We start from the raw sequence: 12,861 nt of genomic DNA on the forward strand, positions 1-12,861 counted from the left end.
TCTACGCGCGTAGGAGCTACAGTGCCGTGATGGTAAGCGAATCTTCGAGCACCGTCCCCACCAAGGAGCAGATCCACCGGGCACCCAAGGTCCTGCTCCACGATCACCTCGACGGCGGGCTGCGCCCCGCGACGATCGTCGAGCTGGCCCGCGAGACCGGATACGACGCGCTCCCGGCGACCGACGCGGACGAACTGGAGGTCTGGTTCCGCGAGTCCGCCGACTCCGGCTCACTGGAGCGCTATCTGGAGACGTTCACCCACACGGTGGGCGTCATGCAGACCCGCGACGCGCTCTTCCGGGTCGCCGCCGAGTGTGCCGAGGACCTGGCCGCCGACGGCGTGGTCTACGCCGAGGTCCGATACGCACCCGAGCAGCACCTGCTCGGCGGGCTCACCCTCGAACAGGTCGTCGAGGCCGTCGACGAGGGGTTCCGCGAGGGAGAGCGCCGCGCCCGCGCCGCGGGCAACCGGATCCGCGTCGGCGCCCTGCTGACGGCCATGCGGCACGCCGCTCGCGCCCTGGAGATCGCCGAGCTGGCCAACCGCTACCGCGACCTGAGCGGCCCCGGCGTGGTCGGATTCGACATCGCGGGCGCCGAGGCGGGCCACCCGCCGACCCGCCACCTGGACGCGTTCGAGTACCTCAAGCGCGAGAACAACCACTTCACCATCCACGCGGGTGAGGCGTTCGGGCTTCCCTCCATCTGGCAGGCCCTGCAGTGGTGCGGCGCCGACCGGCTGGGCCACGGCGTGCGGATCATCGACGACATCCAGGTCGCCGCGGACGGATCGGTGAAGCTCGGCCGTCTCGCCGCGTACGTGCGCGACAAGCGCATCCCGCTGGAGCTGTGCCCCTCCTCCAACCTGCAGACCGGAGCCGCTCCGTCCTACGCGGAGCACCCCATCGGACTGCTCCGGCGGCTGCACTTCCGCGCGACGGTGAACACGGACAACCGGCTCATGAGCGGCACGAGCATGAGCCGCGAATTCGAGCACCTCGTTTCGACGTTCGACTACACGCTGGACGACATGCAGTGGTTCACGGTCAATGCGTTGAAGTCGGCGTTCATTCCTTTCGATGAACGTCTGGCCATGATCAACGATGTGGTCAAGCCCGGATACGCCGCGCTGAAGTCCGAGTGGCTCTTCCAGGAAACACCCCGCTGACCCCCTGTGACCAGCGGTTCAGCCGTCGCCGCACACGCTGTGCGGGGCGGCTGGGCCGGGGCCGCGCGGAGTCGGAAAGCGCCGCGCAGCGGCGACTTACGGCAGCACCGGGGTGTTTGCGGCCCCTCGGAATTCCTGGCTACGTTCGCCGGGCTGCTCAAGCCCCTTTCCGGGTTGCTCAAGCCCCCATTCCGAGGACGTAAAAACTGATGAAGCAGGTAGCCAAGAAGACCCTGGGTGTCGCCGCGATGAGCGCGGCGGTCGTCGTGGCGGGCGCCGGTGCCGCCTCCGCGCTCCCCGTCGAAGGTCTCGGTGCCCCCACCGACGTGGTCGGCACCGACGCGGTCGGCGCCGGTGGCCGGGCCCTGGGCCCGATCGCCGAGACCGCGGGGCAGACCCTCGGGAGCCTCCCCCTCGAGGAGGCCACCCAGGGCCTTCCGGGCGGGCTCTCGCAGCCGGTCGGTGTCGCCCAGGAGGCGCTGTCCGGCGCGCTCACCGGCACCCCGCTGGACGCCACCGAGAAGGTGGCCGGCCAGGCGCAGAAGTCCGTCGAGGGCAAGAGCTCCGCACCCGGCGGCGGCATGATCGGCGGGCTGCCGCTGGGCAGCGCCCTGCCGGTCGGTGGCTCGCACTGACCTGACACGTTCCTGCTCACGGGCAGGCATGGTCCGGACACGCGTGGGGGGGGGGGGGGGGGGCGGGGGGGGGGGGGGGGGCCGCGCGGGGGGGGGGGGGGGGGGGGGGGGGGGGGGCGGGGGGGGGGGGGGGGGGGGGGGGCGGCCCCCCCCCGGGGGGGGGGGGGCCCCCCCCCCCCCCCCCCCGGCCCCCCCCCGGCGCCGCGGGGGGCCCCCCGGGGGGGGGGGGGCCCCCCCGGGGGGGCCCCCCCCGCCACGTGCTGTCGCCGTTCGTGCGGAGCCGCCCGCGGACAGCCGGGCCGACGGCTGCCCGGCAGCCCACCGGACGGCCCTCAGCCGGTCACCCGGCGGCTGCCGGGCGGCTACCAGGCGATCACCAGGCGGAGCTGTGCGTGCGCCCCTCCTCCGGGAGGAGGATCCACAGCGCGAGGTAGAGCAGGAACTGCGGTCCCGGCAGCAGGCACGAGACGAGGAAGATCACCCGCATCGTGGTGGGTGTGGTGCCGAACCTGCGGGCCAGTGCGGCGCACACGCCGGCGATCATCCGGCCTTCGGTGGGGCGGGCGAGTGTGGACATGAGGAACGCTCCTTAGCTCTCCGGTCCGGTGCGGCTGCGCGATTGCGCTGTCTGCGCCGGGCGGTTGCCCTGCGGGTGCCGCCGCGGTCGTCGCCGCGTGTGCTGACGTCCTGCTTTCGACGGTAGACCGGACAGAGGGTGCGAAACCTCCCCTCAGGGGGCTGTTCCGACCCTGGTCGTTCTCGGGGTCGCACCCTGAGCTTTCCCCTCCCGCAGTCGGAGCCCGGCCCGCGGTGACGTGCCCCCGGAGCCCGCTCCCCTGGACAGCCGGTCGGCCATCCGCCCGCCCGTCAGCCGCCCCTCCGCGGTTCCGGCGCCCCCGGTCCGGTCGGCCGCGGTCCCGGCGTCCCCGGGCAGTTCCGCGCCGAGCCGCTCGGTTCCCCGCCGTCCGGTCCGGAGCGGGTCGGCCCGGCCGGGGCCGCCGCTCCGGTGCCGCAGCCTGCGCCGCAGCGGCGGGAAGGCGAATCCGACGGTCAGCGCCACCCCCGTGGCGTTCAGGAGCATCGCGTCGACATCGGCCACGTGCCCCGGTACCCCCGACTGCGCCAGGGTGAGGACGACCGAGAGCATCGCGCCCGCGAAGACGGTCCTGGTCACGGTGCCCGGCAGCCCCCGGTGCAGCCGCCCGGTGGCGAGCGGCAGCAGGACGCCCAGCGGCGCCAGCAGCAGCAGATCGCCGCCGATCCCCGTCAGCGCGGCGCGCGGACCGTCGGACAGATCGGTGCGGATGGTGGCCAGCGGGTGCAGCTGGGCCGGCGTCACCCAGGGCACCGCCAGCGGGCGCAGCGTCAGCCAGCCGACGAGACACAGATGCGCCGCCAGCAGGAGGAGTCCCGCGAGGCGGATTCGGGAGGCGGCGGAGGTCGGGCCGCCGTGGCCTAGGCGCTGCACGTCACTGAAGACGCCCTTCCGTTCCGCCGCGGTTCCGGCGCGGTGTCCTGAGCGGGTCAAGGCTCTGTCACACGCGTGTTCCAGCGGCTGTCGGCCTTGCCCCTACCGTCCCGCCCGCATCTTGCGCCTCGGCCACCCCGGGTAACCGGGTGCCCGGGGCGCCGCGCTCACACCTGGGTGCCGGCCGACTCGGCGGACCGGGGGTGGGTGCGCAGCGACGTCCCGCACTCGTAACGGCGCAGCGGCGAGCGCGCCCCGCCGTCGGCGCCCTCGGCACCCTCCGCCTCGCTGACGGCGTCGTCGCCCGTGGCACGGCCGCCGGCCGGCCCGCCGAGTACCACGCCGCCCTCGGCGTCGGCCGCCGAGGTGTCCGCGTACGTGCACACGATCTGCGCCAGCGCGTAGGGCGGCAGCTCCTCCAGCGGCTCACTCAGCCGCAGCGCCTCGTCCGGGTCGCCGTCCGTACCGCCGCTGACCGTCAGCCTGCGCGGTACGGCCGTCTCGAAGCCCGCCGTGTCCTCCGCCGGTTCCGGCCGCTGCCGCAGCTCGTCCAGCAGCTTCCGGGCCACCGGCAGCCGCCGGGCCGAGGAGCGTCCGCCGGGCATCCGCACCTTCCGCTCGACGGGCGAGACGCGCGCCCCGCACACCAGGTAGACCCGGACGACGGACGCTCCGCCGCCGCCCTCCGGGCTCTTGCGGTCGTCCGGCAGCACACAGCCCACCCGGGACGGCGCGGCCCCCGCGTCCACCGGCACCGACGTGGCCCGGATGCCGCACCCGGCGGCCAGCGGGACGAGGAGCGACAGCGCCAGGGCCCCCAGCGCCGCGCGGCGCAGCCCCCTGACGGGCCGCCGTCCGGCGCCCGGTGCCAGGCTTTCCAGCACCAGGCCTCCCAGCACCCGGCCTCCCGGTACCCGGCGCCGCGGGGACGCGGGCGCGGCGAGCGGCGCGGGCGCCGGGACCGATGCGGGCGTGGGCGCGGTTTCGGGCGTGGGACGCGGGGTGGTGTCCGGCCTCGTGCGGTGGGTCGTACGGTCGCTCATCGGCCACCTCCCTGGTCCCGTCCCTCATCCCGGCGTGGGCCGTCGCCGGAGTCGCCGCCGCCGCCCTCGTCCGCGTGCCCGGCACCGTCCTCCCGCTCCTCGCCGCCCTCCCGCTCCTCGGCGATCCGGCGGGCGTCGCGGGGCAGCCGCAGGGTGAAGACCGCGCCGCCCTCCCCCTCGGGTGCGTTGTGCGCGGTGATCTCACCGCCGTGGATGTGGGCGTTCTCCATCGCGATGGACAGGCCCAGACCGCTGCCCTCGGAGCGCGGCCGGGAGGCGCTGGCCTTGTAGAAGCGGTCGAAGACGTGCGGCAGTACGTCCTCCGGGATGCCCGGGCCCTGGTCGGCGACCTCGATCACCAGCTCGTCGCCGCCTCCCGCGACGCCGGCGCCGTCCTCCCGCCGCCGGGTTCGCACCGAGACCCGCACCGGGGAGCCGCCGTGCTTGAGCGCGTTGCCGATCAGATTGGCGAGGATGACATCGAGGCGGCGCGGATCGAGCCGGGCCATGATGCCGCGGTCGGCGTCCAGTTCCACCGCGTCCAGCCAGGCACGGGCGTCGATGCAGGCGGTGACCTGGTCCGCGACGTCCACGTCGTCCAGCACCAGCTTGGCCGTGCCCGCGTCGAAGCGGGTGACCTCCATCAGGTTCTCCACCAGGTCGTTGAGCCGCCGGGTCTCGCTCACCACGAGCTGCACGGCCGGAGCGATCATCGGATCGAGATTCTCCTGCTCCTCCTCCAGCACCTCGGTGACCGCGGAGATCGCCGTCATCGGGGTCCGCAGCTCGTGCGACATGTCGGCGACGAAGCGCCTGCTGGACGCCTCCCGGGCGCTCAGCTCGGCGACGCGCTGCTCCAGCGAGGCGGCCGCGTCGTTGAACGTGCGGGAGAGCTGCGCCAGTTCGTCCGTGCCCGAGACGCGCAGCCGCGTCTCCAGTTTGCCCTCGCCCAGCCTGCGGGCCGCGTCGCCCAGCCTCCGCACCGGCCGCAGCACGGTGGTCGCCGCCGCCTGGGCCAGCAGCATCGCGCCGATCAGGGCCAGTGCCGTGGCGATCCCCAGCGACCAGGCGAGCGAGTTGAGGTCGTCGCGCTCGGGTCCCAGGGACTTGAGCAGGTAGCCGGTGGGGGTCGGCTCGTCGCCCACCACCTTGGCGCCGCCCACCAGGTACGGGTCGCCGTCCAGCGTGATCCGCTGCCAGTACAGGTGGTACGGGTGCTTGTTCTTCTCGTCGACGGTGCGCTTCTTGGCGACGGCCTTGCGCAGTTGCGGGGGGACGTCCGCGAGGGTGAAATCGTCCTCGTTGGAGGCCGTGGCGCAGGTCTTGCCGTCCTCGGCGCGGTCGATGAGCAGCACCTGGTAGTTCTGCGAGCTGCGGGCCATCTTGGCGGCGGCCTCGCGCAGTTCCTGGCAGCTCAGCTTGCGCGGCAGGTTGCCGGCGTTGTCCTCCATCGCCTTGCGGAAGTCGTTGAGGGATGCGTTCTGGGCACGGGTGAGGACCGCGTCGCGGTTGAGCCAGTAGGCGATGCCCGAAGCGGAGACGGCGGCGGTGAGCGCCACCAGCGCGAAGACGACGACCAGCCGCAGTCGCAGAGTCGGCAGCACACCGGCGAGGCGGGTGCTCAGCCGCCCGCCGGTGGAGGGAGCATCGGTCACGCGGCGGATCCGTTCGCCATGCACGTCACCGCTGGTGCCCCGCCCGGTTCCGTCGCGTGTGGTTCCACCGTGCGTGCGCGCACCGTGGGGAGTCGTGCGCTCACTGGGGGACGTCCAGCCGGTAGCCGACACCCCGCACCGTGCGGATCAGGGTGGGCGAGGAGGGCACGTCCTCGACCTTGGCCCGCAGCCGCTGCACACAGGCGTCGACCAGCCGCGAGTCGCCCAGGTAGTCGTGTTCCCACACCAGCCGGAGCAACTGCTGGCGGGAGAGGGCCTGGCCGGGCCGCCGGCTCAGCTCCAGCAGCAGCCGCAGTTCGGTCGGCGTCAGCTGCAGGTCCTCGCCGTTCTTGGTGACCGTCATCGCCGAGCGGTCGATCACCAGCGAGCCGAACGTCGCCGCGTCGTTGGACTCCCGTTCGCCGCGGCGCATCACTGCGCGGATGCGCGCGTCCAGCACCCGGCCCTGCACCGGCTTGACGACGTAGTCGTCCGCGCCCGACTCCAGGCCCACCACGACGTCGATGTCGTCGCTGCGCGCGGTCAGCAGGATGATCGGCAACTGGTCGGTACGGCGGATGCGGCGGCACACCTCGAAGCCGTCGATGCCCGGCAGCATCACGTCCAGCACGATCAGGTCGGGGCGCTGCTCGCGCAGCAGTTTCAGGCCGTCCTCGCCGGACGCGGCAGTCACCACGCGGTGCCCCTGGCGGGTGAGACCCATCTCCAGGGCGGTACGGACAGCGTCATCGTCCTCGATCAGCAACAGGAAAGGCACGCGCGCCATTCTGGCCCATGGCGCCCCCATAGTTCGACCGGCGGTCGCCGCAGCGCAGCGACACGCGCGCCGACCTGCGCAGTATGCGGTCCGCTGAGCCTTGTGACACCGCTGTGACAGACGGGGGACCTGGCGATGAAGTCGGGGCGGCAGTGTTTACGGGGTCAAGCAAGCGACTGGGTCTGCTCCGAGGGGGCGCGAGATGAACACACTGCACGGCACCAACACGAGCGCAGTACTTCACACGCGTCTGCACCTCCCCTCGGTTCCCGCTCAGCAGACCCGGTCTGCGGAGAAGCCCGGCGCCGTGAGCGGACGGGGGTGCGCTCGCGGCACGGGACGTATGCGTCCGCGGACCGTCTTCGGTCCCGCGGTCGAGGGGCTCCGGGGGGAGGCCCCTGGGGGGACGGGGGAGAACGGGAGCAAGGGGGGCTCCCGGGAACGTGGCGAGTACAGGGAGGCGGCCGTCCTGGGGACGGCCGGGGCGCCCACGGGGGACGCCGTCGCGGACGGTGCGGACGCGGACGCCGAAGCGGCGTTCACCGCGTACGTACGCGAGCGCCGGGCCTCCCTGTACGCCACCGCCTACCACCTCACCGGTGACCGGTACGAGGCGGAGGACCTGCTGCAGAGCGCCCTCTTCTCCACCTACCGGGCCTGGTCGCGGATCAGCGACAAGGCGGCACTCGGCGGCTACCTGCGCCGCACCATGACCAACCTGCACATCAGTGCCTGGCGCCGCCGGAAGCTGAACGAGTACCCGACCGAGGAGCTGCCGGAGACCGCCGGCGACCAGGACGCCATGCGCGGCACCGAACTGCGCACCGTCCTGTGGCAGGCTCTCGCCCGGCTGCCCGAGCTGCAGCGCACCATGCTGGTGCTGCGCTACTACGAGGGGCGCACCGACCCGGAGATCGCCGAGATACTGGACATCAGCGTCGGCACGGTCAAGAGCAGCATCTGGCGCTCGCTCCGCCGCCTCCGCGACGACGAGGTCCTCAGCTTCGGCCGGGACCAGGAGGAGAGCTTCGGCGAGCTGGTCGCCTGACGGCGCACCGCTCGGCCGCATGAACGGTCCTCCGGCCGCCCCTCGGGGACATGGGGCGCGAAGGGGATACGGGGGAAACGGGGGAACCTGGGGGAATCCAGGGGAAGAGAAAAAGGGGAAACAGGGGGAATCGGGGGATGAGAGAGGGCGGTTGCGCCCGGGACGGGGGTCCCGGCCGCAACCGCCCTCTCAGCGGTTCCCGTGCGCTGCCGGTGCGGGCGCCCGGCCGAGCCGGGCGATGCGGGCCGCGGCTTCCCGGTGGGCGCAGGCGTGGGCGCCCAGTGACCGGTGGCGGGCGACGATGGCGGGTTCGGCGCGCAGCAGCCGTACGCCGCGGGTGAGCAGCACCGGGAGGGGCTTGCGGGACTCGCGGATGTCGCGCAGCAGCCGCCGGCGGAACGTGGTGGTGGGGTGGCCCCGCAGGCAGATGGCGTCGGCCAGCAGGCCGAGCGCCGCGCAGCGCGCGGTGATGTCCGCGGCGAAGATGCCCTCCGCGATGAAGAGCGGGGACCCGCCGAGTGCCAGGTGCTCGGCGCCGGTGCGCGCGCTGGTGGCGATGTCGTAGAGCGGCACGGTGGCCGCGCCCTCGCGGCAGAGCCGGGCGATGGCGTGCACGGCTGCGTCGGCGTCCCAGGAGAGCGGGGAGTCCCAGTCGGTTCCGGCTCCGATGCGGGGGAGGGTGGGGTCGTCGCCCTCCTTGTAGAAGTCGTCCAGGCGGAGCACGGGGAGCCCGCTGCGCGCGGCGAGGCGGGTCTTGCCGGACCCGGAGGGGCCGGTGAGCAGGATGACCCGCGCGGTGCCCCCGGCGGAGGCGGTTCGCTCGGACAGGTCGCATGCGTGGCTGGAGTCGGTCACGGGCACCCATTGTCCGCCATCACCCCGCCGGATTCGAAGGCGCGTGCGGAAACCGGTGCGAGGCGGCGCGACGGCGACGGACGGCGGTCCCGGGACGCGGCGGACCGGCACCCCCTCCCGCACGGCGGGCCCGTGCCCCCGCGCGGCGGGGGCCGCGGAAACTCGTCCGGGCCGACTCGGCTCCGCCCCTCCCGAAATCGGCCCCCGGCCAGCGAGAATGACCCCCCACGCAGTCGAGGGAAGAGGGAGGCCCGCACGTATGGCTCAGGAAGTACGCGGAGTCGTCGCACCGGGCAAGGACGAGCCGGTGCGGGTCGAGACGATCGTGGTTCCGGACCCGGGGCCCGGCGAGGCCGTCGTCCAGGTGCAGGCGTGCGGCGTGTGCCACACCGACCTGCACTACAAGCAGGGCGGCATCAGTGACGACTACCCCTTCCTCCTCGGGCACGAGGCGGCGGGTGTCGTGGAGGCGGTCGGCGACGGGGTCACCGAGGTGGCGCCCGGGGACTTCGTGGTCCTCAACTGGCGTGCGGTGTGCGGACAGTGCCGGGCCTGCAAGCGCGGGCGACCGTGGTACTGCTTCGACACCCACAACGCCGAGCAGAAGATGACCCTCAAGAGCGACGGGCGCGCACTGGAGCCCGCGCTGGGCATCGGCGCGTTCGCGGAGAAGACACTGGTCGCCGCCGGGCAGTGCACCAAGGTCGACCCGTCGGTCTCGCCCGCCGTCGCCGGACTGCTGGGCTGCGGCGTCATGGCGGGGATCGGCGCGGCGATCAACACCGGCCAGGTGACGCGCGGCGACTCGGTCGCGGTCATCGGGTGCGGCGGGGTGGGGGACGCCGCCATCGCGGGGGCGCGGCTCGCGGGCGCGGCGAAGGTCATCGCCGTGGACATCGACGACCGCAAGCTCACCACCGCCGAGAAGATCGGCGCGACCCACACCGTCAACTCCGCCACCACCGACCCGGTCGCCACCATCCGGGAGCTGACCGGCGGATTCGGCGCCGATGTGGTCATCGAGGCGGTCGGCCGCCCCGAGACGTACAAGCAGGCGTTCTACGCCCGCGACCTGGCGGGCACGGTCGTCCTGGTCGGCGTGCCGACGCCGGAGATGACGCTGGAGCTGCCGCTGCTGGACGTCTTCGGCCGGGGCGGTGCGCTCAAGTCCTCCTGGTACGGGGACTGCCTGCCCTCCCGGGACTTCCCGATGCTGATCGACCTGCACCAGCAGGGGCGGCTCGACCTGGGCGCCTTCGTCACCGAGACCATCGCGCTGGACGAGGTGGAGAAGGCGTTCGAGCGGATGCACGGCGGCGACGTGCTGCGTTCGGTGGTGGTCCTGTGACGGCCGCCCGGATCGACCACCTCGTCACCAGCGGGGAGTTCCGCCTGGACGGCGAGACGCACCAGGTCGACAACAACGTCTGGATCGTCGGCGACGACACGGAGGCCGTCGTCATCGACGCGGCACACGACGCCGACGCCATCGCGGCGGCGGTGGGGGAGCGGACGCTGCGCGCGATCGTGTGCACACACGCGCACAACGATCACATCGACGCCGCGCCCGCCCTCGCGGACCGCACGGGCGCACCCGTCCTGCTGCACCCGGACGACCTGCCGCTGTGGAAGATGACCCACCCCGACCGGTCGCCGGACGGGGAACTGACCGACGGCGGGACCGTGCAGGTGGCCGGTGTCGAGCTGGCCGTCCTGCACACCCCGGGCCACGCACCCGGCGCGGTCTGCCTGCACGCGCCGGACCTGGGGACGGTCTTCACCGGGGACACCCTCTTCCAGGGCGGTCCGGGTGCCACCGGCCGGTCCTTCTCCGACCACCCGACCATCGTCCGGTCGATCAAGGAGCGGCTGCTGACCCTGCCGCCGGAGACCGTCGTGCGCACCGGGCACGGCGACAGCACCACGGTGGGCGCCGAGCAGGCGAACGTCTGACGCAGGAGCCCGGCACCGTCCGTTCCGCCCCGGCCGGGGCGGAACGGACGGTCACTGCCGGTAGCTCTCCAGGAAGCGGCCGATGCGGGAGACGGCCGCGTCCAGGTCCTCCGCCCGGGGCAGGGTGAGCACCCGGAAGTGGTCGGGGCGGGCCCAGTTGAAGCCGGTGCCCTGGACGACCTGGATCTTCTCCCGCAGCAGCAGGTCGAGGACGAACCGTTCGTCGTCGTGGATGCGATGCACCTCGGGGTCCAGCCGGGGGAAGGCGTACAGCGCGCCCTTCGGCTTGACGCAGCTGACACCGGGGATCTCGTTCAGCTTCTGCCAGGCCACGTCCCGCTGTTCGTGCAGCCGCCCGCCGGGCAGCACCAGGTCCTCGATGGACTGGCGGCCGCCGAGCGCGGCCTGGATGGCGTGCTGCGCCGGGGCGTTGGGGCACAGCCGCATGGAGGCGAGCATGCCCAGCCCCTCCAGGTAGTCGCGGGCGTGCTGCTTGGGGCCGGAGACCAGCAGCCAGCCCGAGCGGAAGCCCGCCACCCGGTAGGCCTTGGACAGTCCGCTGAAGGTGAGGCACACCAGGTCGGGGGCGAGGGCGCCGACGTGGTGGTGGACGGCGCCGTCGTAGAGGATCTTGTCGTAGATCTCGTCGGAGAAGACCATCAGCCCGTTGCGGCGCGCCAGGTCGAGGATGCCCTCCAGCAGCTCGCGCGGGTAGACGGCGCCGGTCGGGTTGTTGGGGCTGATGATGACGACGGCCTTGGTGCGGGGGGTGATCTTCGCCGCCATGTCGTCCAGGTCGGGCAGCCAGTCCGCCTGCTCGTCGCACACGTAGTGCACGGCCTTGCCGCCCGCCATCGTCGTCACGGCGGTCCACAGGGGGAAGTCCGGTGCCGGGATGAGGATCTCGTCGCCGTCCTCCACCAGTGCCTGCACGGCCATGGAGACGAGTTCGGAGACGCCGTTGCCCAGGTAGATGTCGTCCACGTCGGCGTCGGGGAAGCCGCGCTGCTGGTAGTGCTGGGCGACGGCGCGGCGGGCCGGGAGGATGCCGCGGGACTCGGTGTAGCCGTGCGCCTGGGGGAGCATCCGCACCATGTCCTGGATGATCTCCTCGGGCGCCTCGAAGCCGAAGAGCGCGGGGTTGCCGGTGTTCAGCCGCAGCACGCTGTGGCCGGCCTCCTCCAGCGCGTCGGCCTGCTCGATCACCGGACCGCGGATCTCGTAGCAGACCTCGCTGAGCTTGTTCGACTGCCGGAACTCCATGCTGCCCCACCCTCCTCGTCCAACCTGGTTTCTTGGTTCTACCAAGTCGGAACTTGGAAAGTCCAACCACATGTCTACACTGAGCGGCATGCCGAGCCACGCCAGCCAGCCGACTCCGGGGCGCAACCGCCGCAGCTACGACCAGTTCTGCGCCACGGCGCGCGCCCTCGACTCGGTGGGGGACCGCTGGACCCTGCTCATCGTCCGCGAACTCCTCGCCGGACCGCGCCGCTACACCGACCTGCACGCCGACCTGCCCGGCGTCAGCACCGACGTGCTGGCGGCGCGGCTCAAGCACATGGAGGGCGAGGGGCTGGCCGAACGGCGCCGCCAGCCGCGCCCCGCCTCCGGCCACGTCTACGAACTGACCGAGCGCGGCCGCGCGCTGCTGCCCGTGCTGACCGCACTCGCCTCCTGGGGAGCCCCCGCGCTGGGCGCACCCCGCCCCACCGACGCGGTACGCGCCCACTGGTGGGCCCTCCCGCTGCGCGCCGCCGTCCGCCGGCTGACCGGAGCCGGAGCAGTCGCGCTCATCGAGGTCGTCCTGCCCGACGGGGCGTTCCACCTGTGGGTGGGCGACGCGCCGGACGGTCCGCTGTACGGCGAGGGCCCGGCGGACGACGCCGAGGCCCGGCTGGAACTGGACGCCGAGGCGTGCGCGGCCCTCGCGGACGGCTCGCTGGCACTGGCCGACGGCATCCGGGCCGGGACGGTGCGGGTGACGTTCCCGGACGGCGGCCGGGAGGGGCCGCTGGCACACGCGTTGGACGCGGCGGGCTGAGCGCCCCCGCCGATGTGCCGGAGGTGGGGCACCCGGGCAGGACGGGCCGGGCCAGGACGTGCCGCGGACCGCGCGGGTGCAGGAGCCCCGGCCGCGGACCACGCCGGGCACACGAGAAGAGCCGCGGGGGGCGGCCCCCCGGGGGGGGGGGGGGGGGGGCGGCGGGGCCGGGGGGGGCGCGGGGGGGGGGGGGGGGGCGGCGGGGGGGTGGCC

The 12,861-nt window shown here is 73.6% G+C and carries 13 protein-coding genes; 6 read left to right on the top strand and 7 right to left on the bottom strand.

Annotated features, from left to right (window positions below; all coding sequences use genetic code 11):
• The first annotated feature begins 29 nt into the window (after nucleotides 1-29).
• A complete protein-coding gene (locus ACFYNS_RS29425; RefSeq protein ID WP_360293393.1) occupies nucleotides 30-1,169 on the top strand; it encodes an adenosine deaminase in 1,140 nt (379 codons plus the stop codon).
• Nucleotides 1,170-1,378: 209 nt separating this feature from the next.
• A complete protein-coding gene (locus ACFYNS_RS29430) occupies nucleotides 1,379-1,804 on the top strand; it encodes a hypothetical protein (RefSeq protein WP_360293390.1) in 426 nt (141 codons plus the stop codon).
• Nucleotides 1,805-2,177: 373 nt separating this feature from the next.
• Here the strand turns inward: ACFYNS_RS29430 and ACFYNS_RS29435 are convergent, their stop codons facing one another.
• The 5 genes from ACFYNS_RS29435 to afsQ1 form a co-directional block, all read right to left on the bottom strand.
• The gene (locus ACFYNS_RS29435) at nucleotides 2,178-2,381 is read right to left on the bottom strand and encodes a PspC domain-containing protein (RefSeq protein WP_019357753.1); all 204 of its coding nucleotides are present in this window, start codon (nucleotides 2,379-2,381) and stop codon (nucleotides 2,178-2,180) included.
• 153 nt (nucleotides 2,382-2,534) lie between these two features.
• Nucleotides 2,535-3,272 carry a VanZ family protein gene (locus tag ACFYNS_RS29440; RefSeq protein ID WP_360293387.1) on the bottom strand — a complete coding sequence of 246 codons (738 nt, stop codon included), beginning with the start codon at nucleotides 3,270-3,272 and terminating at the stop codon, nucleotides 2,535-2,537.
• Between the two features lie 167 nt (nucleotides 3,273-3,439).
• Nucleotides 3,440-4,315, bottom strand: coding sequence for a hypothetical protein (locus ACFYNS_RS29445; protein ID WP_360293384.1), 876 nt, complete (start codon nucleotides 4,313-4,315; stop codon nucleotides 3,440-3,442).
• Nucleotides 4,312-5,970, bottom strand: coding sequence for a HAMP domain-containing sensor histidine kinase (locus ACFYNS_RS29450; RefSeq protein ID WP_360293381.1), 1,659 nt, complete (start codon nucleotides 5,968-5,970; stop codon nucleotides 4,312-4,314). Before ACFYNS_RS29450 ends, ACFYNS_RS29445 begins: the two co-directional genes overlap by 4 nt.
• Before the next feature lie 100 nt (nucleotides 5,971-6,070).
• Nucleotides 6,071-6,748: a two-component system response regulator AfsQ1 gene (afsQ1, locus tag ACFYNS_RS29455; RefSeq protein ID WP_019357749.1), complete on the bottom strand. Its 678-nt coding sequence runs from the start codon at nucleotides 6,746-6,748 to the stop codon at nucleotides 6,071-6,073.
• Nucleotides 6,749-6,950: 202 nt separating this feature from the next.
• On the opposite strand from afsQ1, the gene ACFYNS_RS29460 reads away from it, so the two are divergent.
• Nucleotides 6,951-7,796, top strand: coding sequence for a SigE family RNA polymerase sigma factor (locus ACFYNS_RS29460; RefSeq protein ID WP_388605825.1), 846 nt, complete (start codon nucleotides 6,951-6,953; stop codon nucleotides 7,794-7,796).
• Between the two features lie 189 nt (nucleotides 7,797-7,985).
• Here the strand turns inward: ACFYNS_RS29460 and ACFYNS_RS29465 are convergent, their stop codons facing one another.
• Nucleotides 7,986-8,651 (bottom strand): uridine kinase, encoded by a 666-nt coding sequence (locus ACFYNS_RS29465; protein ID WP_388605827.1) that lies wholly within the window; start codon nucleotides 8,649-8,651, stop codon nucleotides 7,986-7,988.
• Nucleotides 8,652-8,910: 259 nt separating this feature from the next.
• Here ACFYNS_RS29465 and ACFYNS_RS29470 point away from each other — a divergent pair, with 259 nt between their 5' ends.
• Together ACFYNS_RS29470 and ACFYNS_RS29475 are read left to right on the top strand one after the other, a co-directional pair.
• Nucleotides 8,911-9,999: an S-(hydroxymethyl)mycothiol dehydrogenase gene (locus tag ACFYNS_RS29470; RefSeq protein ID WP_360293366.1), complete on the top strand. Its 1,089-nt coding sequence runs from the start codon at nucleotides 8,911-8,913 to the stop codon at nucleotides 9,997-9,999.
• Nucleotides 9,996-10,604: an MBL fold metallo-hydrolase gene (locus ACFYNS_RS29475; RefSeq protein ID WP_388605829.1), complete on the top strand. Its 609-nt coding sequence runs from the start codon at nucleotides 9,996-9,998 to the stop codon at nucleotides 10,602-10,604. The genes ACFYNS_RS29470 and ACFYNS_RS29475 overlap by 4 nt, the downstream gene beginning before the upstream one ends.
• Nucleotides 10,605-10,655: 51 nt before the next feature.
• On the opposite strand, the gene ACFYNS_RS29480 is transcribed toward ACFYNS_RS29475, so the two are convergent.
• Nucleotides 10,656-11,867, bottom strand: a complete 1,212-nt coding sequence (locus ACFYNS_RS29480) for a pyridoxal phosphate-dependent aminotransferase (protein ID WP_388605831.1) — start codon at nucleotides 11,865-11,867, stop codon at nucleotides 10,656-10,658.
• A gap of 88 nt (nucleotides 11,868-11,955) precedes the next feature.
• Here ACFYNS_RS29480 and ACFYNS_RS29485 point away from each other — a divergent pair, with 88 nt between their 5' ends.
• On the top strand, nucleotides 11,956-12,648 hold the full coding sequence (locus ACFYNS_RS29485) for a winged helix-turn-helix transcriptional regulator (protein WP_388605833.1): 693 nt from the start codon (nucleotides 11,956-11,958) through the stop codon (nucleotides 12,646-12,648).
• Nucleotides 12,649-12,861: the final 213 nt, after the last annotated feature.

It is taken from the genome of Streptomyces sp. NPDC006925 (assembly GCF_042869575.1).
Taxonomy (GTDB): Bacteria; Actinomycetota; Actinomycetes; order Streptomycetales; family Streptomycetaceae; genus Streptomyces.

Bases quoted from the DNA above. Each gene is read 5' to 3' on its own strand.
- ACFYNS_RS29425 (WP_360293393.1), top strand. From the start codon at position 30: ATGGTAAGCGAATCTTCGAGCACCGTCCCCACCAAGGAGCAGATCCAC.
- ACFYNS_RS29430 (WP_360293390.1), top strand. From the start codon at position 1,379: ATGAAGCAGGTAGCCAAGAAGACCCTGGGTGTCGCCGCGATGAGCGCG.
- ACFYNS_RS29435 (WP_019357753.1), bottom strand. From the start codon at position 2,381: ATGTCCACACTCGCCCGCCCCACCGAAGGCCGGATGATCGCCGGCGTG.
- ACFYNS_RS29445 (WP_360293384.1), bottom strand. From the start codon at position 4,315: ATGAGCGACCGTACGACCCACCGCACGAGGCCGGACACCACCCCGCGT.
- ACFYNS_RS29460 (WP_388605825.1), top strand. From the start codon at position 6,951: ATGAACACACTGCACGGCACCAACACGAGCGCAGTACTTCACACGCGT.
- ACFYNS_RS29470 (WP_360293366.1), top strand. From the start codon at position 8,911: ATGGCTCAGGAAGTACGCGGAGTCGTCGCACCGGGCAAGGACGAGCCG.
- ACFYNS_RS29480 (WP_388605831.1), bottom strand. From the start codon at position 11,867: ATGGAGTTCCGGCAGTCGAACAAGCTCAGCGAGGTCTGCTACGAGATC.
- ACFYNS_RS29485 (WP_388605833.1), top strand. From the start codon at position 11,956: ATGCCGAGCCACGCCAGCCAGCCGACTCCGGGGCGCAACCGCCGCAGC.